This window comes from Agromyces fucosus (genome assembly GCF_004134865.1).
Taxonomy (GTDB): domain Bacteria; phylum Actinomycetota; class Actinomycetes; order Actinomycetales; family Microbacteriaceae; genus Agromyces; species Agromyces fucosus.
In genome coordinates, this window is the sequence record NZ_SDPO01000001.1 from 76,408 (window position 1) to 96,759 (window position 20,352).

The window sequence follows — 20,352 nt, forward strand, 5'->3', positions numbered from 1 at the left end:
CGTGGCTGGGGAACGCTCGGGGGAGGTCGGTTCGGAGATCTGGACGATCCCGAACATCCTCAGCATGCTCCGGCTGGCACTCGTTCCGGTCTTCCTCGTCTTCATCGTGCGCGGCGACTACGTGATCTCGCTCGTCGTCCTCGTCGTCGCGAGCCTGAGCGACCTGCTCGACGGCTACCTCGCGCGGCGCCTCGGGCAGGTGACCCGGCTCGGGCAATTGCTCGACCCGGCCGCCGACCGGCTGTACATCTTCGCCGCGCTCGTCGGTCTCGCCGCACAGGGACTCGTACCGTGGTGGATCGTCGTCGTCATCGTCGCCCGTGACGTCCTCCTGCTGGTGCTCGGCGTCGTGCTCGCGAACCACGGTTTCGGTCCGTTGCCCGTGCATCAGCTCGGCAAGGTCGCGACATTCGCACTGTTCTTCGGCCTGCCGGTGATCATGCTCGGACTCGCGTTCCCGAGCGTCGCCGTCGTCAGTCAGCCGGTCGGCTGGGCGATCACCCTCTGGGGTGCGTTCCTGTACTGGTGGGCGGGCATCATCTACGCGATCGAGACGGCTCGCGTCATCCGCATCCCGCGGGTGGCGGAGGAGCCGCGATCGGATACGCTGGAACAGGGAGGTTAGTGTGGCGGATAGCGACAACACTCAGGCCGGCGGTACTGAGACCGGGGGCGAGCCTGCGACGACCACGTCGACGCACGCCGCGGTCGGCGGGGCCACCGACACGACCATCGGCTTCAGTCGAGAGGCAGCGGCACAACTCAGCGCGCTCGATGCCGACGTCACGGCTGAAGAGCAGGAGGCGATCGCCGCGCTGCCCTCGGGTTCCGCGCTGCTCATCGTGCGCCGCGGCCCCAACAGCGGGGCCCGATTCCTCCTCGACACCGACGTGACCGTGGTGGGTCGTCATCCCGACGCCGACATCTTCCTCGACGACGTGACGGTCTCGCGCAAGCATGCGGAGTTCGTGCGGCACCGTTCCGCGTTCGAGGTGCGCGACCTCAGCTCGCTGAACGGCACCTACTACGACGGGGTCCGCATCGAGACGGCGCTCCTGAGCGACGGTGCAGAGGTGCAGATCGGCAAGTTCCGGCTCACGTTCTACGCCTCGCGGCGCGACCTGGCTCCGGTGGCGAGCGAATAGTGGCAGCTCCCGCTGCGTCCACGCGCGCGAGCGGTCAGGCGCCACTGCTGGGCATCGGTCAGGTGCTGGCACGGCTTCAGCCCGAGTTCCCCGACCTGACCCCATCGAAGCTGCGCTTCCTCGAGGAGCAGCGACTCGTCTCGCCCGCCCGCACCGCGGCCGGGTACCGGAAGTTCTCGACGGCCGACGTCGAGCGAATCACGGTCGTCCTCTCCATGCAGCGCGACCACTACCTGCCGCTGAAGGTCATCAGGACTCACCTCGAGGCCGTCGACGCGGGTGAGACGCCGGCGCTGCCGGGCGCCACGAGCGCCGCCGCGTTCCTCGCGGGAGCGCGCAGGTACCGCCGCGACGAACTCATCGCCGAGGCCGGTGCCACGGCCGCCCTGCTCGACGACGCCGTCTCGGCCTCGCTCCTGCCCGCCGCCGAGTACCACGGCGACGAGGCGCTGGGCGTGCTCCGCTCGCTCGTCGCGCTCCGGGCCGTCGGCATCGAACCGCGGCACCTTCGCGGCGTCCGTGCTGCAGCCGAACGCGAAGCGGCGCTCGTCGAGCGCGCGATCGCGCCGTCACGACGGGCGGATGCCGCCGACAAGGCCCGTGCTGCCGAGCGCGGGCTCGAACTCGCCGGACATCTCGAGGCCGTGCACGCGAGCGTCGTACGGGCCTCGCTCGGCCGACTCGCACGATGATCTCGCGACACGCCGTGACGTTCGGCCGGATGTGTTCGACAGAGCCTGCCGCCCTCGGTAGCGTGGAACTCGCGCCGACGGGGTGCGAGAGTGAGGGGCGAATCGGATGAGTGAGCTCGACCGGACTCCACGCTCGCGGTACGACCTCGGTTTGCTGTTCACCGACGGCATGCCCGAGCACGACGATGCCACGGGGTATCGGGGCGCGGTCGCGGCCCGGGCCGCCGGGATCAGCTATCGCCAGCTCGACTACTGGGCGCGCACGCAACTCGTCGAACCGACGGTGCGCAGCGCCGCCGGTTCGGGAACGCAGCGCCTCTACGGCTTCCGCGACATCCTCGTGCTGAAGCTCGTCAAGCGACTGCTCGACACGGGCATCTCCCTGCAGCAGATCCGCACGGCGGTGACGCAGTTGCGCGAGGCGGGAATCGACGACCTCGCCCAGACGACGCTCATGAGCGACGGTGCGAGCGTCTACCTCTGCACCTCCGACGACGAGGTCATCGACCTCGTCAATCGCGGCCAGGGCGTGTTCGGCATCGCCGTCGGCAAGGTGCTCCGCGAGGTGGAATCGACCCTCGTCGAGATCGGTACGCAGCCGGCCGACCCGATGGACGAACTCGCTGCGCGTCGCGGCGTGCGCTCTCGCAAGATCTCCTGAGTCGCGTCTCAGTCGACCCGTCGGTCAGGCGCCGACTCGCTCGTCTGTCATAAAACGACTTGATTCGCCGGTCATTCGACGGCTCGGTCGAACGGTCGACGCATCGTCCGACGACGACGACGACGTTCGTGCGGGCTCTCAGGCGGTGGGGCTCGGCGCTTCGAGCGGCAAGCCCGCGAACTCCCCGATGCGGGCCGTGCGCAGCACGCGCTCCAGCAGCTGATCGAAGTTCGACGACATCTCTTCAGCGCTCTCGCCGGGCCACATGTGCAGCGGCTTCGCGGCGCCCTGCGCCTGCTGGAGCGAGGTGCGCTCGGGCAGCTGGGGGGAGAGCACGAGCGGGCCGAACATGTCGCGCAGTTCCTTGATGCGGAACTGGTGCTCGAGCGATTGCACGCGCGCCCGGTTCACGATGATGCCGAGCGGCTGGAGTCGCGGTGAGAGGCCTCGCCTGATCTCCTCGATCGCCCGGAGCGCGCGGTCGGCCGCGGCCACGGAGAAGAGCCCCGGCTCGGTCACGACGGCCACACGGTCGCTCGCGGCCCACGCGGTGCGGGTCAGCGCGTTGAGCGACGGCGCGCAGTCGATGAGCACGAGTTCGTAGTCGGCCTCGACGTTGGCGAGAGCCTCTTCGAGCTTCCAGATGTCGCGGATCGACGGATGCGGTCCGTCGAAGTTGATGGCCGACGGGCTGCCGATCATGACGTCGATCGTCGACTGCGGGTTGGAGCGGGCCCAACCGCTCGGCGCGATCGCCGAGCGCACGATCTTCTCCTTGGGGGAGGCGAGCACGTCGGCGACGTTGAGGTGTCCGGCGACCTGGATGTCCATGCCGGTGGAGACGTCGGACTGCGGGTCGAGATCGACCACGAGCGTCCGGACACCACGGGCGAACGCGGCCGACGCCAGTCCGAGGGTGACGGTCGTCTTGCCGACACCGCCCTTGAGGGAACTGACGCTGAGTACGTGCACGAACAGATACGCTACCTCTATTGCTTGGGCGAAACCTAAACGTTCGCTGTGGGGAATCCAGTCTGAAAGGTCTGCATGTTCACGAAGATCCTGGTTGCCAATCGCGGCGAGATCGCCATTCGAGCGTTTCGAGCCGCCGTCGAACTCGGTGCGAAGACGGTCGCGGTGTATCCGTTCGAAGACCGCAACTCGCTGCACCGGCTGAAGGCCGACGAGGCGTACCAGATCGGTGAGCCGGGCCACCCCGTGCGCGCCTACCTCGATGTCGCCGAGATCATCCGCGTCGCGCAGCTGTCGGGCGCCGACGCGATCTACCCCGGCTACGGGTTCCTCTCCGAGAACCCCGAGCTCGCGCAGGCCGCCGAGGCGGCCGGCATCACCTTCATCGGCCCGCCCAAGCGCGTGCTCGAGATGGCGGGCAACAAGGTCACGGCCAAGGAGCACGCGATCGCCGCGGGGGTCCCCGTGCTGAAGTCGACGCCTCCGTCGCGCGACATCGAAGAACTCGTGGCCCAGGCCGACGAGGTCGGCTTCCCGATCTTCGCCAAGGCGGTCGCCGGCGGCGGCGGCCGCGGCATGCGCCGCGTCGCGACGAAGGACGACCTGCGCGCCGCCCTCGAAGAGGCCATGCGCGAGGCCGACAGCGCATTCGGCGACCCGACCATGTTCCTCGAGCAGGCGGTGCTCCGGCCGCGCCACATCGAGGTCCAGGTGCTCGCGGATGCCTCGGGCGAGACCGTGCACCTCTTCGAGCGCGACTGCTCGGTGCAGCGCAGGCACCAGAAGGTCATCGAGATCGCTCCCGCCCCCAATCTCTCCGACGACGTGCGGCAGTCGCTCTACCGCGACGCGATCGCCTTCGCGAAGTCGATCGGCTACGTCAACGCCGGCACCGTCGAGTTCCTGCTCGACACCGCAGGCGAGCGCGCCGGCGAGCACGTGTTCATCGAGATGAACCCGCGCATCCAGGTCGAGCACACGGTGACCGAGGAGGTCACCGACGTCGACCTCGTCGTCTCCCAGATCCGCATCGCGGCGGGGGAGTCCCTCGCCGAGCTCGGCCTCGAGCAGTCGTCGATCCGGCTCCGCGGCGCTGCGCTCCAGTGCCGCATCACGACGGAGGACCCGACTGCCGGGTTCCGCCCCGACACGGGCAAGATCACGACGTACCGTTCGCCGGGCGGCGCCGGCATCCGTCTCGACGGCGGCACGATCAACCCGGGCGCGCAGATCAGCCCGCACTTCGACTCGATGCTCGCCAAGCTGACCTGCCGTGGACGTGACTACCCGGCCGCGGTGGCCCGGGCGAAGCGCGCCCTCGCCGAGTTCCGCATCCGCGGCGTCTCGACGAACATCCCGTTCCTCCAGGCCGTGCTCGAGGACCCGGCGTTCGTCGCGGGCGACCTCAGCACGTCGTTCATCGACGAGCGGCCGCAACTGCTCCGCGGTCGCGTCTCGAAGGACCGCGGCACCAAGATCCTCAACTGGCTCGCGGATGTCACGGTGAACCAGCCGAACGGACCGGCGCCGACGAGCGTCAGCCCCGCCGACAAGCTGCCCGTGATCGACCTCTCGGTTCCGGCCCCGGCAGGCTCGCGCCAGCGTCTGCTGGAGCTCGGCCCGGCTGGCTTCGCGAAGGCACTCCGCGACCAGACGCCGCTCGCCGTCACCGAGACGACGTTCCGCGACGCGCACCAGTCGCTGCTGGCGACCCGGGTGCGCACGCGCGACCTCGTGGCCGTCGCGCCCTACGTGGCACGCATGACACCCGAACTCCTCTCGGTCGAGGCCTGGGGCGGTGCCACGTACGACGTCGCCCTCCGCTTCCTCGGCGAAGACCCGTGGGACCGTCTCGCCGCCCTTCGCGAGGCACTGCCGAACATCAACATCCAGATGCTGCTGCGCGGGCGCAACACGGTCGGCTACACCCCGTACCCGACCGAGGTGACCGATGCGTTCGTGCGCGAAGCCGCCGCGACGGGTGTCGACATCTTCCGCATCTTCGATGCGCTGAACGACGTCTCGCAGATGCGTCCGGCGATCGACTCGGTGCTCTCGACGGGCCACGCGGTGGCCGAGGTTGCGTTGTGTTACACGGGGGATCTGCTCGATCCGGCCGAAGATCTGTACACGCTCGACTACTACCTCCGGCTCGCCGACCAGATCGTCGGGGCGGGCGCGCACGTGCTCGCGATCAAGGACATGGCGGGTCTGCTCCGCCCCGCGGCCGCCGAGAAGCTCGTCGGCGCCCTGCGGGAGCGGTTCGACGTGCCCGTGCACCTGCACACGCATGACACGGCAGGCGGCCAGCTGGCCACGCTCCTGGCCGCGAGCCGTGCGGGCGTCGACGCCGTCGACGTCGCGAGCGCGCCGATGGCCGGCACCACGAGCCAGCCGTCCGCCTCCTCGCTCGTCGCGGCGCTCGCGCACACCGAGCGCGACACCGGCATCTCGCTCGACGCCGTCTCCGACCTCGAGCCGTACTGGGAGGCCGTGCGTCGCCTGTACCGCCCCTTCGAGTCGGGCCTGCCCGGCCCCACCGGCCGCGTCTACCATCACGAGATCCCCGGCGGACAGCTGTCGAACCTGCGCCAGCAGGCGATCGCACTGGGCCTCGCCGACGACTTCGAGCTCATCGAGGACATGTACGCGGCAGCCGATCGGATCCTCGGCCGGGTGCCCAAGGTCACTCCGTCGTCGAAGGTCGTGGGCGACCTCGCCCTGCACCTCGCGGCCGTCAAGGCCGACCCCGACGACTTCGCGGCGAACCCCGAGAAGTACGACGTGCCCGACTCGGTGATCGGCTTCATGGCCGGCGAGCTGGGCGACCTGCCCGGCGGATGGCCCGAGCCGTTCCGCACGAAGGTGCTCGCCGGCAAAGACGTCCGCATCGGCGTCACCGAGCTCACGGCCGAGCAGCGCGAGGCACTCGAGGCCGACAGCACGACCCGACGCGCGATGCTGAACGCGCTCCTCTTCCCGGCGCCGACCCGCCAGTACGAGCAGATCAGGGAGCTGTTCGGCGACCTCTCGGTCGTCGACACCGCCGACTACCTGTACGGACTCCGTCAGGGCGCCGAGCACGTCGTCGAGATCGCGACCGGTGTGAAGCTCTACGCGGGTCTCGAGGCGATCGGCGAGGCCGACGACAAGGGCATGCGCACCGTCATGACGATCCTGAACGGGCAGCTCCGCCCGGTCTTCGTCCGCGACCGATCCATCGTCGTCGAGACTCGCGCAGCCGAGAAGGCGGATGCCTCGCAGCCCGGGCAGATCGCGGCGCCGTTCTCCGGCGTCGTGACCCTCCAGGTCGAGGCCGGTGCCGAGATCGCAGCCGGACAGAGCGTCGCCTCCATCGAGGCGATGAAGATGGAGGCTGCCATCACCTCGCCCATCGCGGGTGTCGTCGAGCGCGTCGCCATCCCCAAGACGCAGCAGGTCGAAGCGGGTGACCTGCTGGTCGTGGTCCGCCCTCGTTAGGCGGTGCGACCGCTCTCGGCGGTGCGCCGCGCTAGGCTTGGAGCGGTTGGCACTGATGAGGAGGGGTATCGGTGACTGAAGACGATTTCAACGACGGCACGGCGTCGCGTCGTGCGTCGGGAGCGGGCACGTCCGCTCTCGACCGCGCGCGCAGGGCGGCGGCGTCCGGCGCGCACTCGGCAGACGACGCTGCGGCGAACCCGAGCGTCCGGGTCGATCTGCCCCCCGCGCCGGTGCACGAGATGCCCGACGACGAGGTGGCGGTGGCCATCGACGACGTCGCGGTCAATCCCGGCAGCCTCGTCGGCGGCGGTGCGAGCACGACCTCGGTCGAGGTCATCACTCCGGCGCTGGCCGGTTCCGGCTACCGTGGCGGGTCGCGGCGCGAGCCGTCGCCCTACAGTGCGCTGCTCGCGTCGGATGCGACGAAGACCCGACGTGAGCGCGTGAGCACCGATACCGGCAGTCATGTCGCGATCGTCGACGTGCCGGGCGAGCCCGCGCTGCCCGCTGAGGTACCCGAGACGGCGGATTCGCTCACGGCCGACCGCCTCATCGATCTGAACCGCACGACCCGGCCGGCGCCGCAGGGCGGGTTCAACCGCCTCATCTACGAGGCATCCCTTCACCTGGTGAATCTCGGCGACTCGCCGAAGGTTCAGGCGTACAAGGCCATGAGCCAGCGCATCCAGCGACGATTCGAGGGCGGCGCTCGATTCGTGCCCGTGCTCACGCGCAAGGGCGGCGTCGGCAAGACGACGATCACCGCACTCCTCGGCATGGCTCTCGCCGACGCCCGCGACGACCGGATCATCGCGATCGATGCGAATCCAGATCGCGGCACCCTCGCCGAGCGTGTCGATCGGCAGACCCGTGAGACCGTGCGCGACGTCGTGGCGAAGGCCTCGTCCATCGGCGGCTACACCGACTTCTCGCGCTTCGTCTCGCGTGACGAGACGCGCCTCGACATCCTGGCGTCAGACACCGACCCGACCCTCTCCGAGGCGTTCGACGACAACGACTACAACGTCGTCGCCGGACTCGCGGCTCGCTACTACTCGATCGTGCTCACCGACTGCGGCACGGGCATCGTGCACTCCGTCATGCGTGCGACGCTGCAGCGCGCCGACTCCGTCGTCATCGTCTCGGGCGGCAGCGTCGACGAGGCGCGACTCGCGTCGGAGACCCTCACCTGGCTCGAGGCCAACGGATACGGCGAACTCGTGCGCAATGCGGTCGTCGCGATCAACCTCGCCACGCAGGGCACGCACCTCGTGAAGGTCGACGAGATCGAGGCCCACTTCCAATCGAGGGTGCGCGAGATCGTGCGCATCCCGTACGACCCCCAGCTCGCCGCCGGTTCCGTCGTGAACTGGCACGAGTTGCGACCCGTCACCCAGCACGCGGCTCGAGAGCTCGCGGCGCTCGTGGTGGAAGGCATGCCCGCCGAGCGCGAGCACTGAAACGGAGAACTGTTGCCGGAACGCCCCATTCGCCTGTTCGGCGACCCCGTGTTGAAGACCGTCTCCGCCCCCGTCGAACAGGTCGACGATCGTGTGCGCGGGCTCGTCGCCGATCTCATCGACAGCGTGAAGCTGCCCGGCCGTGCCGGTGTCGCAGCATCCCAGATCGGGGTGAACCTGCGCGCGTTCAGCTACAACGTCGACGGCGAGGTCGGGTACATCCTGAATCCCGAGCTCGAGGTCACGGGCGAGAAGGAACTGATCGACGAGGGATGCCTGTCGGTCCCGGGTCTCTGGCACAAGACGCCGCGGCATCCGTTCGCGCGAGTGCGCGGCATCGACCTCGACGGCAACGAGATCGAGCTCTCGGGCACCGGGCTCATGGCCCAGGCCCTCCAGCACGAGACCGATCACCTCGATGGGCTGCTCTACCTCGACCGGCTCGAGAAGGATGAACGCCGCCTCGCGATGAAAGAAGTGCGCGAGTCCGACTGGTTCTGAGCTCGGATGCATTCGAAGGCCCCGCGGAACCCGCGGGGCCTTCAATGCGTCTGACGTGCTCAGTGCACGATCGAGTGACCCTCGGTCGCCGGGGCACCGGAGTACATCGCCTCGATGTTCGGGCTGAAGTCCTCGAGGATGATGTTGCGCTTGATGCTGAGCTTCGGCGTCAGGTGACCGCTCGCCTCCGTGAGCTCGGTCGCGAGGAGGGTGAACTTGCGGATCGACTCCGCTCGCGAGACCGTCTCGTTGGCCGCGTCGATGGCCCGCTGCACCTCGGCGAGCACCGCGGGATTGACCGTGGCCTCCTCGAGGCTCATGCCGGCGTCTTCGCCGTTGTTGTTGAGCCACACCGGGAGCATCTCGGGGTCGAGCGTGATGAGGGCCGAGATGAACGGCTTCTTGTCTCCGACCACGACGACCTGGCCGACGAGCGGATTCGCGCGGATCGGGTCTTCGAGCGCAGCAGGGGAGACGTTCTTGCCTCCGGCCGTGACGATGATCTCCTTCTTGCGGCCGGTGATGGTGAGGAATCCGTCGGCGTCGAACGAACCGATGTCGCCGGTCTTGAACCACTCGCCGTCGAACGCCTCGGCCGTGGCCTCGGGGTTCTTCCAGTACTCCTTGAAGACGTCGACGCCCTTGATCTGCACTTCACCGTCGTCGGCGAGGCGCACTGCCACGCCCGGGAGGGCGGGGCCGACGGTGCCGATCTTCGACTTGTTCGCCAGGTTCACCGTGGCTGGCGCGGTCGACTCGGTGAGGCCGTAGCCCTCGAGGATCGTGATGCCGAGCGCGTGGTAGAAGTGCCCGAGTCGCGGACCGAGCGGCGCAGAACCCGAGACGGCGTACTTGACGTTGCCGCCCATCGCGGCCCGCAGCTTCGAGAGCACGAGTCGGTCGAGCACCTTGAACTTGAGGTTGAGGCCCAGCGGCACCGAGCCGGCCTCTTTCGCCATGGAGTACGCGACGGCGGTCTCGGCGGCGGCGCGGAAGATCTTGCCCTTGCCGCCGGCTTCGGCCTTCTGCTCGGACGCGTTGTAGACCTTCTCGAACACGCGCGGCACTGCGAGGAGGAAGGTCGGCTTGAAGCTCGCGAGCGAGGGCAGCAACTGCTTCGTGTCGGCCTGGTGACCCACGCGCACGCCGGCGTGCACCGAGAGCACCGCGATGAAGCGGGCGAACACGTGCGCCGTGGTGATGAAGAGGAGCGTGGAGGCTCCGTTGGGGTCGAGCACGACCTCGTTGAGGGCGACCGCGGCGTTGCGGGACAGCTCGACGAAGTTCGAGTGCGTCAGCACGCAGCCCTTCGGCTTGCCGGTCGAGCCCGAGGTGTAGATGAGCGTCGCGATGTCGGAGCCCACGGCGAGGTTGCGACGTCGCTCGATCTCCTCGTCGGGGACCTCGGTGCCGCCGGCGACGAGCTTGTCGAGGTCGCCGAGGTCGATCTGCCAGACGCCCCGGATGGCCGGGAGGTCGGGGTGCACCTCGTCGAACCGGGCGAAGTGGTCGGGGGTCTCGACGATGACGGCGATCGCGCCGGAGTCGCTCAGGTTCCACCGCACCTGCGAGGGGGAGCTGGTCTCGTAGATCGGCACGAGCACTGCGCCGGCGAACCACGTGGCGAAGTCGATCAGGGTCCACTCGTAGCGGGTCTTGCACATCAGGCCGATCTTGTCGCCCGGCTGGATGCCGGCCGCGACGAGGCCCTTGGAAAGGGCGATCACCTGGTCGTAGAACTCCTTCGTGGTGACCGGGGACCAACCGCCGTCGGCAGTAGGGAGCGAGAACAGGACGGAATCGGGAGTCGCGGCGACGCGGTCGACGAGCAGGTCGGTGGTGTTCGCTTCTGGGTCAGCTGCGACCACGGGTGGGGTGGCGAATTCGATCACGGTAGCTCCTTCGGCACCGGGAGGGTTGCGCGCGGCTCGGGCACCAGCGCGAACCTCGGCATTGGGGTCCATTACACTCTAGTCGTTGCTCACGACCGCCCCAGGTCTCAGCTCCATCACGCTTCGTCCCCTTCTGAAAGGCAGCCTCCCGGTGCATGCGATCGGTATCGACATCGGTGGAACGAAGATCGCGGGCGCGATCGTCGACCAGCTCGGCAACATCGTCGCGAGCGACCGCGTGCCGACGCCCGCAGGTGATTCGACACTCCTCGAGGACGCGGTCGTGCAGATGATCGACTCGCTCCGGGCACGAGCCGAAGAAGAGATCGTCGCGATCGGCGTCGCGGCGGCGGGCTTCGTCGACGCCGCCCAGTCGACCGTCTACTACGCGCCCAACATCGACTGGCGCAACGAGCCGTTCCGCGAGAAGCTCGAGGCACGGGTCGGTACTGCCGTCGTCGTCGACAACGACGCCAACGCGGCGGGCTGGGCGGAGTTCCGCTTCGGTGCCGGACGGCTCGTGAGCGACATGGTCATGCTCACGATCGGCACCGGCGTCGGCGGCGCGATCGTGGCAGGCGACCGCCTGTTCAGGGGCGGCTTCGGCGCGGGCGCGGAGCTCGGCCACCTGCGCGTCGTCCCCGACGGACTCGCATGCGGGTGCGGCCAGCGCGGATGCATCGAGCAGTACGGATCCGGGCGGGCGCTGCTGCGCATGGCCAACGAGATCGCCGACGCGGGCGGCATCGGTCAGGGCCTGGCCCGAGTGCGCTCCGAGCACGGCGAACTCGACGGGCGACTCGTCGGCGAGCAGATCGCCGCGGGCGATGCCGGCGCGATCGCCGCCCTGCGTCAGCTCGGGCACTGGCTCGGCCAGGCCGCCGCAAGCCTCTCGGCCGTGCTCGACCCGCAGCGCTTCGTCTTCGGCGGCGGCGTCTCCGTGGCGGGAGAGCTCCTGCTCGAGCCGATCCGCGCGGCCTATCTCGAGCACCTCCCGGCACGCGGCTACCACCCCGAGCCCGACTTCGTGATCGCCGAGCTCGTCAACGACGCCGGAGTCGTGGGCGCGGCCGACCTCGCCCGCGTGTGGGTCGCCGAGCACGCCGGAACCCCGCGACGCTAGGCTGAGTCGGGTGCTGCAGAGGGAAGGGGGTCCGTGTTGTTCTACTGGATCATGAAGAACCTCGTGATCGGTCCGATCCTCCTCTCGATCTTCCGGCCGTGGGTCGTCGGCCTCGAGAACGTGCCCAAAGAGGGGGCGGTCGTGCTCGCCTCGAACCACCTCTCGTTCATCGACTCGATCTTCCTGCCGCTCATCGTCGACCGCCCGGTCGTCTTCCTCGCGAAGAGCGAGTACTTCACCGGCAAGGGCCTGAAGGGCTGGGCGACGAAGGTCTTCTTCCAAGCGGCGGGCCAGCTGCCGATCGACCGCTCGGGCGGCAAGGCCTCCGAGGCATCGCTCGAGACGGGCCTCCGGGTGCTCGGCGAGGGCAAGATCCTCGGCATCTACCCCGAGGGCACCCGCAGCCCCGATGGCAAGCTGTACCGGGGCCGCACCGGCGTCGCGCGCATGGTGCTCGAAGCCGGAGTCCCCGTGATCCCCGTCGCGATGATCGGCACCGAGCACGTGATGCCCATCGGCTCACGACTGCCCAAGGTGCGACGCATCGGCATCATCCTCGGCGAGCCGGTCGACTTCAGTCGCTTCGAGGGACTCGAGGGCGATCGCTTCGTGTTGCGTTCCGTGACGGACGAGCTCGTCTACGATCTGCGCGGCCTGAGCGGCCAGGAATACGTCGACGTCTACGCCAGTTCGGTGAAGGAGAAGCGCGCCTCTCAATCGCGATAGGCTCGTTCCGCGGGGACGCGACGTGCGTCGCCGTTTCTCTTTTCGGCGCCGTGTGCGCCCCGAACCCTCAGGACGTTCCCCGTGGTACAGCTCGTCGAGCCGGTCGTGAATGCAGATCCCTCCGTGATTGCCGGCCTCGACTATTGGCGGACCCTCCCCATCAAGCAGCAGCCGACGTGGCCCGACCTCGAAGCCGCGCACGCGGCATCCGCTGAGCTCGCAACCCTGCCTCCTCTGGTCTTCGCGGGCGAGGTCGACATCCTGCGCGACCGGCTCGCCGCCGCGTCGCGCGGTGAGGCGTTCCTGCTGCAGGGCGGCGACTGCGCCGAGACCTTCGCGGGCGCCACGGCCGACCAGATCCGCAACCGCGTGAAGACCGTGCTGCAGATGGCCGTCGTGCTGACCTACGGCGCCTCGATGCCGGTCGTGAAGATGGGCCGCATGGCGGGCCAGTTCGCGAAGCCGCGCTCGAGCGACACCGAGACGCGCGGCGACGTCACCCTGCCCGCCTACCGCGGCGACATCGTGAACGGCTACGACTTCACGCCCGAGTCGCGCGCGGCCGACCCCAACCGCCTGATCAAGGGCTACCACACGGCCGCATCGACGCTGAACCTCATCCGCGCGTTCACGCAGGGCGGGTTCGCCGATCTCCGCCAGGTGCACTCGTGGAACCAGGGCTTCGCGTCGAACCCCGCGAACGCGCGCTACGAGAACATGGCGCGCGAGATCGACCGCGCGATCAAGTTCATGGAGGCCTGCGGCGCCGACTTCGAGGCGATCAAGCACACCGAGTTCTACACGGGCCATGAGGGCCTGCTCATGGACTACGAGCGCCCCATGACCCGCATCGACTCGCGCACGGGCACGCCGTACGACACGTCGAGCCACTTCATCTGGATCGGCGAGCGCACTCGTGAGCTCGACGGCGCGCACGTCGACTTCCTGTCGCGGGTTCGCAACCCGATCGGCGTCAAGCTCGGCCCGACGACGACGCCCGAGACGATGCTCGAGCTGGTCGAGAAGCTCGACCCCGAGCGCGAGCCCGGGCGCCTGACCTTCATCACCCGCATGGGCGCCGGCAAGATCCGCGACGCGCTGCCGCCGCTGCTCGAGGCCATCAAGGCGAGCGATGCCAACCCGCTGTGGGTCACCGACCCCATGCACGGCAACGGCATCACGACCCCCAACGGCTACAAGACGCGTCGGTTCGACGACGTCGTCGACGAGGTCAAGGGCTTCTTCGAGGCGCACCGCGACGCGGGCACGCACCCGGGCGGCATCCACGTCGAGCTCACGGGCGACGACGTCACCGAGTGCCTCGGCGGCTCGGAGCACATCGACGAAGAGACGCTGGCGACCCGCTACGAGTCGCTCTGCGACCCGCGGCTGAACCACATGCAGTCGCTCGAGCTCGCGTTCCTCGTGGCCGAGGAGCTCGCGGCCCGCTGACGGGCCTCAGGCGCGGGGCATCCGGTTCGGATGTCCCGCGCCTTCGTCGTCCTCGCGCCGGATGATCGGCCGGTCAGCCGAAGTTGACCGTGACCTCGGAACCGCGCTTGATCTTCTCGCCGGCAGCCGGACTCTGCACGGATGCCACCACGGCGCCCTCGAGGAAGGCGGGAACGTTGGATGCCACGGTGAACCCGAGCGCCTCGAGCTGTTCGCGCGCCTGGGCGACCGTCTGGCCCGTGATGACGTTCGGCACCTCGACGAGGTCCTGGCCCTTCGACATGACGAGGGTCAGGGTGTCGCCGGGTCGCACCGGGTCGGTCGTCGCGGCCTGCGACAGCACGAGGTCGGCCGCGACCTCATCGCTGAACTCGGGTTCGCCATAGGCGACCTGGAGCTCGACGGCGGCCAATGCCGCCTCGGCGTCGGCAGCCGACATTCCGACGACGTCGGGCAGCGGCCCGGCGGAGACCACGAGCGTCAGCTCGCCGAGTTCGGGGTACTCCGCTCCGACCGGGTTGCCCTCGACATCGAGCACGTCGATGACCGTGTCGGCAGGGACGTCGCCGGAGAACTGGAAGACGTTCGGATCGACGACGGTGAAGTCCTTCAGCGCCGCACGTGCATCGGCCGACGGCGTGCCTCGAACCTCGGGGACCGGCAGGATCTGCGGGCCGAGTGAGACGAAGAGCGTCACGGTCGATCCGCGCTGCGCCTGCGCGCCGCCCGCCGGGTCGGTGCCGGACACCTGGCCGGCCGGCACGACGGGATCGTTGCGCTCGGCTGGCTCGACCGCGAATCCGGCCTCTTCGAGCGCGGCGGTCGCGACAGCCGGTGCGAGCGTCGCCGTCTCGGGCACCGAGGTGAGCGCCCCCGGTCCGGCTCCGAAGTACCAGCCGGTGCCTGCGGCGAGTCCGGTCAGCAAGAGCACGAGCGCGATGATCCAGTAGCCGCGGCGCTTGCGCCGTTCGGCGCTCTTCGCGAGCGCCTCGGTGTCGTCGCCATCGGATGCCTCGAGGGTCGAGGTCGCCGCGGCGACTGATCCGCCCGCGCCGATCACGCGCGTCTCGGCGGTCGCGGCCCCGGCCGGCATCGCGCCGCCGGGCAGCACCATGGTCGCCTGGGTCTGCAGCGGTCGGTGGGAGGAACGGATGCCCGGTTCGACCTCGCGCAGACGCTCGAGCATCTCGCGGGCGTCGTCGGGGCGGGCTTCGGGATCGCGGTTGGTCGCCCACAGCACGAGTTCGTCGAGTTCGACGGGGACCGCCGGGTTCTTCGAGCTCGGCGTCGGGACCTGGTCGTTGGCATGCTGGTAGGCGATCGCCATGGGCGCCTCGCCGACGTAGGGCTGCTCGCCGGTGAGCATCTCGTACATCATGATGCCGACGGCGTAGATGTCGCTGCGGGCATCTGCGACCCCGCGGGTGACGAGCTCGGGGGAGAGGTAGGCGATCGTGCCGAGGAGCGCCTGACCGGTCGCCGTGTTGGCGCTCGCGGCGCGGGCGAGCCCGAAGTCGCCGAGCTTGATGCGGCCGTCGTCGGCGAGCAGCACGTTCTCTGGCTTCAGGTCGCGGTGCACGATGCCGGCCTTGTGCGCGGCCGCGAGGCCTGCGAGCACGGCGTCCATGATGTCGACGGTCTGCTCGGGGGTGAGCTTCTTGTAGTCCTTCAGCAGCTCGCGCAGGGTGATGCCCGGCAGGTACTCCATCACGAGATACGCCATGTCGGCGTCTTGACCCTGGTCGAAGACGTTCACGACGTTCGGGTGCGCAAGACGGGCCGCCGAGCGGGCCTCCTGGACGAACCGGGTCTTGAAGGTGTTGTCGTCGGCGAGGTGGCCGTGCATGATCTTGATCGCGACGCGGCGCTCGAGGCGCAGGTCGGTCGCGAGGTACACCGTCGCCATGCCGCCCCGCGCGATGCGGGAGCGCACCTGATAGCGGCCGTCGATGAGACGGCCGATCATGGGGTCGACGGGCGCAGTGGTCACTCTGAGAGTCTACGAAGAGCTATATGCCGCAACCGTTGCAAACGCCGACGGCGCGCCGATCGCAATCCCATCGTGATGAGCGGATGCCGCGGCTCACCCGAGTTCGGAGAGCCACGCCCGTGCGGACGCCTCCCACTTCGCGTAGTGGTCGGGGTGTGCGCTCAACTGCACGGCCTGCGCGGCCTGGGTGACGGTCAGCGACTCCCAACCGGGGATGTCGAGCAGCCCGCGCGTGCGCCCGGCGTTCGGGTTGTCGGCGCCGCCGTAGAACGCCGTCGCGGAGCGGACGGGATCGAGCACCTCCTCGACGGTGCCCCAGCCCTGGCTCGGGCGCTGCTGGAAGAGTCCGAGCGAGTCGAGGTCGCCGTACTCCGGGTTCTTCAGGCCCGATTCCTGCGCGGCGGCGGCCAGGGCGATGACGATTCCCTGTTCGGGGACTCCGAGCGCCCGCCCGACGTCGACGATGATGCGGGCGTTCCCCCGCATCTCCTCGGTGAGCGCGACGCTGACCGAGGCCACGCTGACCGCGGCGACGGGCCGCGCGACCCGGAGCACCTGGCCGGCGCGGATCACCGCGGACACGTCGATCCCGTTGATCGCGGCGAGCTCGGAGACCTGGAGCTCGTGCCGTGCGGCGATGTCCCACAGCGTGTCGCCGTCGACGACGGTGTAGTCCTCACCGCCGCTCGGCGCGGCGGGCACGGGCGCCGGCGCCGGCGCTGCGGGGGCGGGAGCCGCGACATCCGTACCGCCGGGGGGCAGCACGATCGACTGCCCGGGGAAGATCAGGCTCTGCCGGCTGAGGCCGTTGGCACTCAGCATCTGGTCGAGCGCGACGCCGTACGCGGCGGCGATGCCGCTCATGGTGTCGCCCGCGACGACGGTGTGACGGGGGAGTTCGGCGGCGACCGGGACCGGTGCCGGCGCTGCAGCACCGCTGCCGGGGAGTGCGAGTCGCTGCCCCGGGAAGATCAGGCTCGACCAGCCCAGGCCGTTGAGCGCGAGGATGTCGGCGGTGGGGACGCCGTATCGTTCGGCGATGCCGCTGACGGTGTCGCCGTCGCCCACCGTCACCTCCGCGGGCACCGAGCCCGTCGACGCGGTCGTCGAGGCGTGCCGGTCGGGGCCGTCGTTCGAGGCCTTGGGCTTGGGCATGCGCTTGGCCGACTGCGGGGCCGCCTCTGCGGGCTGCGCGATGCCGAGCGTGACCGCGATGGTCGAGACGACGGCGAGCGGCAGGGTGATGAGGCGACGGATGCCCCGGCGACGGTCGTTCGCGCCACGCGCCTGTCGACGCGGATGGTCGACGGCCTCGTTCGCGGTCTCGGCGTCGTACGTCATCGTTGCCCCCTTCGCCCGGCATAGTGCTCCCGGCCCCCGCGGCAACCGTCGCATAGCGGAATGGGGGAGTCAAACACCTCGACGCGAGTCCCGTGAGGCGGACGGTGGATGCAGGCGGGGGCGTGTCGCGACCGATGGTTCCGCAAGATGCCCGGCTCGTGGCAGTCTTGAGACGTGACCGATGCTGCCGAAACCGACTGGCTGACCGTTCCCGACCTCGTCGAGATGCTCGGGCAGAGCCCGAGTCGCATCCGTCGACTGATCGACGACCGGCACCTGCTCGCCGCCCGCGTCGACGGCGTGCTCAAGGTGCCGGCGGTGTTCCTCCGCGACGGCGCCCCGCTGCCCGAGCTCTACGGGACGGCGAACGTGCTCGCCGACAACGGCTTCACCGACGAAGAGGCGCTCGAGTGGATGCTCGCCGAGGAAGACAGCCTCGGCACCTCGCCGATCGCCGCGCTGCTCGCCGGTCGCAAGGCCGAGGTGCGCCGCGTTGCGCAGGCGCTCGCCTGACCGGCTGAGCCGCGTCACGGCCGAGCCCCTGCGGAACCAGACCCTGCTGGGCGGCTCGCGAGCGGCGCCGGGGTCAGCTCGTGCGGCGGGTGACGGCCCTGGCGAGTGAGCCGAGCTCTGTGCGGGCGTCCCTGCTGATCGGGGCCGCTTCGAGCGCCGCCGTCGCCGTCGCGACGTTCGACGTGATGAGCGCCTCGACCTCGTCGACGGCGCCGCACTCGCGGATCGTCTGCTGGAGCATCCTGACCTGTTCGGGCGCGAGCTCGGGGTCGCCGAGGAGTTCGTCGAGCAGGCGTCGCTGACCCGGCGCGAGCCGTTCGCGGGCGATCGCGATGAGCATCGTGCGCTTGCCCTCGCGCAGGTCGTCGCCGCTCGGCTTGCCGGTGACCTCGGGGTCGCCGAACACGCCGAGCAGGTCGTCGCGCAGTTGGTACGCGATGCCGAGCGGCAGGCCGAAGGCGCGCAGCGAGTCGAACTGCGCCGTCGAGGCGCCCGCGATGGCGCCGCCGATCACGAGCGGGGCCTCGACGCTGTACTTGGCCGACTTGTAGACGATGACGCGCTCGGCGCGCAGGCGCTGCTCGGATTCGGCCTGGCTCCGCCACGCGCGCTCCGCGAGGATGTCGAGGTACTGGCCGGCCGTGACCTCGGTGCGCATGCGCATGAACTCCGCGCGCGCGGTGCGTGCGGCGTCGCGGTCGGGGAGGGCCGCGAGACCCTCGTCGAACAGTTCGTCGCTCCAGCCGAGCAGCAGGTCGCCCAGGAGGATCGCCGAAGCGCGGCCGAACTCGGGCGAGGAACCAGCCCAGCCCGATTCGGCGTGCAGCTGCTCGAAGAGGCGATGCCCCGAGGGGGCGCCCCGTCGGGTGTCGGAGTTGTCGATGATGTCGTCGTGCAGCAGCGCCGCGGCGTGGAAGAGTTCGAGCGCGGATGCCGCGGAGACGACCGGGAACTTGTCCCGCCCGCCCTCTTCGGCGAACGGGTCGAAACCGCGTCCGCCCACCGCTTCCCAGCCCCAGTAGCAGAACAGGGCCCGGAAGCGCTTGCCCCCGCTGAGAAATCGCCTTGAGAACGCGTCGAGCGGTTCGAGGTCGGGGCTGATCTCGCGGAGAATGGAAGTGCGTTCGGCGAGGAAATCCTCGATGCGTTCGTGCACCAAATCGACCAGTCGGGAACCGTGAGCCACCCGCCTAGCCTAGCGAGGCTGAGCAGGGCTAGAATGGACTCGGATGCGTCGATCCCGAGCCTGAGGGGAATGAGATGCCGCTTTCAGAGCAGGAGCAACGTCTTCTCGAGGAGATGGAGCGGAACCTCTATCGCAATGACGCCGACTTCGTGCAAGCAGTCGGCGGTGTTCGTGGTCGACGACCGAACTACCGGGCCATCGTGCTCGGAGTCCTGCTCGCCGTCGCCGGTGCCGGTGCCCTCATCGCAGGCGTGGCCTCGCAGCTCCTCATCATCGGAGTCGTCGGGTTCGCGCTCATGTTCGCCGGCGTGCTCGTCGCGATCACGCCCTCCAAGCGCGGCGCCGCAGCTGCCCCGCCTGCAGAGCCCTCGGCCGCGGGTCGACGAGGCCGCAGCACCTCGGGCGGCGGCTTCATGGATCGCATGAACGAGCGCTGGGACCGTCGTCAGGACGACCAGGGCTGATCCCTCCACTTCGCACCACCTGAACGGGTCGATCTTCGGATCGGCCCGTTTTTCGTGCGCCCCGGCACGGGCTCGCTGCCGATCGCCCGTGCCGCACGCGGCATCCGCTGATCGAAGGGTGACGCGGCGCAACGCGCGCGGCCATTCCGAGCCGAATCCCTCCACTCCGCTCCACCGCTCGAATGCCAGCATTCACGGCACTTTCACGGGCGTCGACACGCTGAAACGAGCGAATGTCGTTGATCGGTGGATGAGAGTGGAGTAAAGTGGGGTTACCTGGATTCTGGCCGGAGGAAAGGGGGTGGTGCGGTGTTCCTCGGTAGCTACGAACCAAAGCTCGATGAGAAGGGCCGCGTCATTCTTCCGGCGAAGTTCCGGGAGGAGCTCTCGAGCGGTCTCGTGCTCACGCGCGGGCAGGAACACTGCATCTACGTGTTCAGCGCGCGGGAGTTCGAGAGCATGAGCGACAAGATCCGCCAAGCCCCGGTAACGAGCAAGCAGGCGCGCGACTACATGCGCGTCTTCCTCTCGGGGGCTTCCGCGGAGACCCCCGACAAGCAGCATCGCGTCACCATCCCCGCCACGCTCCGCGCCTACGCGGGCCTCGACCGCGACCTCACGGTCATCGGAACGGGCAGCCGGGTGGAGATCTGGGATGCGACGGCATGGGCGACCTACCTCGCCGAGCAGGAGGCGGCCTTCGCGGATACGGCGGAGGAGGTGATCCCCGGACTCTTCTAGTCCTCGGGCT

The 20,352-nt window shown here is 69.4% G+C and carries 18 protein-coding genes; 13 read left to right on the forward strand and 5 right to left on the reverse strand.

From position 1 onward, the window contains the following. Window position 1: 1 nt before the first annotated feature. From ESP57_RS00415 to ESP57_RS00430, 4 genes are all read left to right on the forward strand, one after another. Entirely contained in the window at window positions 2–625 is a 624-nt protein-coding gene (locus ESP57_RS00415; protein ID WP_056008186.1) for a CDP-alcohol phosphatidyltransferase family protein, read from the forward strand. A gap of 106 nt (window positions 626–731) precedes the next feature. Then, on the forward strand, window positions 732–1,145 hold the full coding sequence (locus ESP57_RS00420; protein ID WP_165877380.1) for an FHA domain-containing protein: 414 nt from the start codon (window positions 732–734) through the stop codon (window positions 1,143–1,145). Next, the gene (gene ftsR, locus ESP57_RS00425; protein ID WP_199470597.1) at window positions 1,142–1,837 is read left to right on the forward strand and encodes a transcriptional regulator FtsR; all 696 of its coding nucleotides are present in this window, start codon (window positions 1,142–1,144) and stop codon (window positions 1,835–1,837) included. Before ESP57_RS00420 ends, ftsR begins: the two co-directional genes overlap by 4 nt. A gap of 106 nt (window positions 1,838–1,943) precedes the next feature. After that, entirely contained in the window at window positions 1,944–2,498 is a 555-nt protein-coding gene (locus ESP57_RS00430; RefSeq protein WP_056008190.1) for a MerR family transcriptional regulator, read from the forward strand. A 138-nt stretch (window positions 2,499–2,636) separates the two neighbouring features. Here the strand turns inward: ESP57_RS00430 and ESP57_RS00435 are convergent, their stop codons facing one another. Further along, window positions 2,637–3,470 (reverse strand): ParA family protein, encoded by an 834-nt coding sequence (locus tag ESP57_RS00435; protein WP_115958241.1) that lies wholly within the window; start codon window positions 3,468–3,470, stop codon window positions 2,637–2,639. 75 nt (window positions 3,471–3,545) lie between these two features. On the opposite strand from ESP57_RS00435, the gene ESP57_RS00440 reads away from it, so the two are divergent. The 3 genes from ESP57_RS00440 (at window position 3,546) to def (ending at window position 8,914) form a co-directional block, all read left to right on the forward strand. Next, window positions 3,546–6,950, forward strand: a complete 3,405-nt coding sequence (locus ESP57_RS00440) for a pyruvate carboxylase (protein ID WP_129230137.1) — start codon at window positions 3,546–3,548, stop codon at window positions 6,948–6,950. 71 nt (window positions 6,951–7,021) lie between these two features. Then, window positions 7,022–8,413 (forward strand): MinD/ParA family ATP-binding protein, encoded by a 1,392-nt coding sequence (locus ESP57_RS00445; RefSeq protein WP_056008199.1) that lies wholly within the window; start codon window positions 7,022–7,024, stop codon window positions 8,411–8,413. A 12-nt stretch (window positions 8,414–8,425) separates the two neighbouring features. Next, window positions 8,426–8,914, forward strand: coding sequence for a peptide deformylase (def, locus tag ESP57_RS00450; protein ID WP_056008202.1), 489 nt, complete (start codon window positions 8,426–8,428; stop codon window positions 8,912–8,914). Window positions 8,915–8,973: 59 nt separating this feature from the next. Here def and ESP57_RS00455 read toward each other — a convergent pair whose 3' ends face one another. Beyond that, the gene (locus tag ESP57_RS00455) at window positions 8,974–10,806 is read right to left on the reverse strand and encodes an AMP-dependent synthetase/ligase (protein WP_129230139.1); all 1,833 of its coding nucleotides are present in this window, start codon (window positions 10,804–10,806) and stop codon (window positions 8,974–8,976) included. A gap of 151 nt (window positions 10,807–10,957) precedes the next feature. Between ESP57_RS00455 and ESP57_RS00460 the strand changes: the two genes are divergently transcribed. From ESP57_RS00460 to ESP57_RS00470, 3 genes are all read left to right on the forward strand, one after another. Further along, entirely contained in the window at window positions 10,958–11,929 is a 972-nt protein-coding gene (locus ESP57_RS00460) for an ROK family glucokinase (protein ID WP_056008209.1), read from the forward strand. Window positions 11,930–11,965: 36 nt separating this feature from the next. Then, complete coding sequence (locus ESP57_RS00465; protein ID WP_056008212.1) at window positions 11,966–12,655, forward strand: lysophospholipid acyltransferase family protein; 690 nt, start codon at window positions 11,966–11,968, stop codon at window positions 12,653–12,655. Window positions 12,656–12,778: 123 nt separating this feature from the next. Then, window positions 12,779–14,107, forward strand: a complete 1,329-nt coding sequence (locus ESP57_RS00470) for a class II 3-deoxy-7-phosphoheptulonate synthase (protein WP_115958539.1) — start codon at window positions 12,779–12,781, stop codon at window positions 14,105–14,107. Between the two features lie 73 nt (window positions 14,108–14,180). Here the strand turns inward: ESP57_RS00470 and pknB are convergent, their stop codons facing one another. Further along, a complete protein-coding gene (gene pknB, locus ESP57_RS00475; protein ID WP_424219336.1) occupies window positions 14,181–16,073 on the reverse strand; it encodes a Stk1 family PASTA domain-containing Ser/Thr kinase in 1,893 nt (630 codons plus the stop codon). A gap of 117 nt (window positions 16,074–16,190) precedes the next feature. Continuing rightward, window positions 16,191–17,438: a LysM peptidoglycan-binding domain-containing protein gene (locus ESP57_RS00480; RefSeq protein WP_129230143.1), complete on the reverse strand. Its 1,248-nt coding sequence runs from the start codon at window positions 17,436–17,438 to the stop codon at window positions 16,191–16,193. A 174-nt stretch (window positions 17,439–17,612) separates the two neighbouring features. Here ESP57_RS00480 and ESP57_RS00485 point away from each other — a divergent pair, with 174 nt between their 5' ends. Then, window positions 17,613–17,951 carry an Rv2175c family DNA-binding protein gene (locus ESP57_RS00485; RefSeq protein WP_129230145.1) on the forward strand — a complete coding sequence of 113 codons (339 nt, stop codon included), beginning with the start codon at window positions 17,613–17,615 and terminating at the stop codon, window positions 17,949–17,951. A gap of 73 nt (window positions 17,952–18,024) precedes the next feature. On the opposite strand, the gene ESP57_RS00490 is transcribed toward ESP57_RS00485, so the two are convergent. After that, window positions 18,025–19,137, reverse strand: a complete 1,113-nt coding sequence (locus tag ESP57_RS00490) for a polyprenyl synthetase family protein (protein ID WP_129230147.1) — start codon at window positions 19,135–19,137, stop codon at window positions 18,025–18,027. A 74-nt stretch (window positions 19,138–19,211) separates the two neighbouring features. Here ESP57_RS00490 and ESP57_RS00495 point away from each other — a divergent pair, with 74 nt between their 5' ends. Together ESP57_RS00495 and mraZ are read left to right on the forward strand one after the other, a co-directional pair. Beyond that, entirely contained in the window at window positions 19,212–19,601 is a 390-nt protein-coding gene (locus ESP57_RS00495) for a DUF3040 domain-containing protein (RefSeq protein WP_129230149.1), read from the forward strand. 309 nt (window positions 19,602–19,910) lie between these two features. Beyond that, window positions 19,911–20,342 (forward strand): division/cell wall cluster transcriptional repressor MraZ, encoded by a 432-nt coding sequence (gene mraZ, locus ESP57_RS00500; RefSeq protein WP_115958231.1) that lies wholly within the window; start codon window positions 19,911–19,913, stop codon window positions 20,340–20,342. Window positions 20,343–20,352: the final 10 nt, after the last annotated feature.

Bases quoted from the DNA above. Each gene is read 5' to 3' on its own strand.
- pknB (WP_424219336.1), bottom strand. From the start codon at position 16,073: ATGATCGGCCGTCTCATCGACGGCCGCTATCAGGTGCGCTCCCGCATC.
- ESP57_RS00440 (WP_129230137.1), top strand. From the start codon at position 3,546: ATGTTCACGAAGATCCTGGTTGCCAATCGCGGCGAGATCGCCATTCGA.
- ESP57_RS00495 (WP_129230149.1), top strand. From the start codon at position 19,212: ATGCCGCTTTCAGAGCAGGAGCAACGTCTTCTCGAGGAGATGGAGCGG.
- ESP57_RS00430 (WP_056008190.1), top strand. From the start codon at position 1,944: ATGAGTGAGCTCGACCGGACTCCACGCTCGCGGTACGACCTCGGTTTG.
- ESP57_RS00480 (WP_129230143.1), bottom strand. From the start codon at position 17,438: ATGACGTACGACGCCGAGACCGCGAACGAGGCCGTCGACCATCCGCGT.